Annotated in this window: 1 protein-coding gene and 1 tRNA gene; one reads left to right on the forward strand and one right to left on the reverse strand. The window is 34.8% G+C overall.

Going from position 1 to position 1349, the window contains the following annotated elements; genetic code table 11:
* Window positions 1–344 precede the first annotated feature (344 nt).
* A tRNA-Ser gene (locus QQK25_RS24720) sits at window positions 345–431 on the forward strand.
* Between the two features lie 254 nt (window positions 432–685).
* Here the strand turns inward: QQK25_RS24720 and rpsD are convergent.
* Window positions 686–1349, reverse strand: a 664-nt coding sequence (gene rpsD, locus QQK25_RS24725; RefSeq protein WP_284190041.1) for a 30S ribosomal protein S4, incomplete at its 5' end; no start/stop codon positions are given.

Below are 1349 nucleotides of genomic sequence, written 5' to 3' on the forward strand. Positions count from 1 at the left end.
AAATAGAAAAATACCTAGGATGATTCTTCCTTTGTAATCGATCTATGGACTCAAAAGTGATTGTTTAGAAATCTCAAACTGGAAAGAGGTTTTAAATCTTCGCAGCACCTTAGTCTAAAAAGAACTATTATCTATAAACATAATAATATAAAATATGAATTTGTTAGTTAATTTGTTCCAATTCTGAGATTCAAAGTAAGATCTTTTTTTGAAAAAAAAAAGAAAAGCCCCCCTTTTTTATTGATAGTTGTTCGAATTGATTGATCATACCTATCTCCTCAAATAATATGAATGATTCGCTATTCACTTGGTTTCTGGGTAATGTAATAAGATAAAATTATATAGGAGAGATGGCCGAGTGGTTGAAGGCGTAGTATTGGAAATGCTATGTAGGCTTTTGTTTACCGAGGGTTCGAATCCCTCTCTTTCCGTACTCTGTACCTTCCCTAATTCAAAAATGTTACTGACCACAACGTATCAAAGCAAATAACAACAGATCCTCGTTTCCAACAGTTAGTTTTTTGCTGGATATATATTTTCTATTCCTAATTGGCATTCGAACCGCAAAAGAATCAAAAGATTTCCACTGATCTCATTTCTGAGACACGAGTTAGGCGGAAAAATACGGATCAAGTCCCTTACCTAACCTAAGCCTAAGGTTTGTTGACTTTGTGATTAGTTACATTTAAGCTTGGCGAGAATAATATTCTACGACTAACAACTCGTTTATTTTTAAACCCACCCACTTACTATCTATTATGTCATTTACTATTCCTTTATATTGGGATGAGTGAAGAGTCAAGTGTTTTGGCAATTCCTTCTCCTTCCCTGGAGTTAAATCCATAAAATTTTGAATCAGAGTTCTGGATTTTTGTTCATCCCTTGTTGTAATAATATCTTGGGGTTTGCAACGATAACTTGGTATATCCACTCTACGACCATTAACTAAAATATGTCTATGGTTAATTAATTGCCGGGCTCCAGGAATAGTCGAAGCCATCCCCAACCGAAAAAGGATGTTATCCAAACGCATTTCAAGTAATTGTAGTAAAACCTGACCTGTTGCCCCCTTTGTTTTTCCAGCGATACGGACGTAATTAAGTAATTGTCTCTCTGTCAGACCATAATGAAATCGCAATTTTTGTTTTTCTTCTAGACGAATACGATATTGAGATTTTTTTACTTTACTTTTACGATCATTTTCTGTCAGAGCTCTTTTACGAGTGAGTCCCGGTAAAGCTCCCAGACGGCGTATTTTTTTGAAACGAGGTCCTCGATAACGAGACATAAATACTCCCTTTTTAAAGAAAAAAAATATAAATTCAAACTGAACTAAACGATCGACGAAG

It is taken from the genome of Zoogloea oryzae (assembly GCF_030161255.1).
Lineage (GTDB): Bacteria > Pseudomonadota > Gammaproteobacteria > Burkholderiales > Rhodocyclaceae > Zoogloea > Zoogloea oryzae.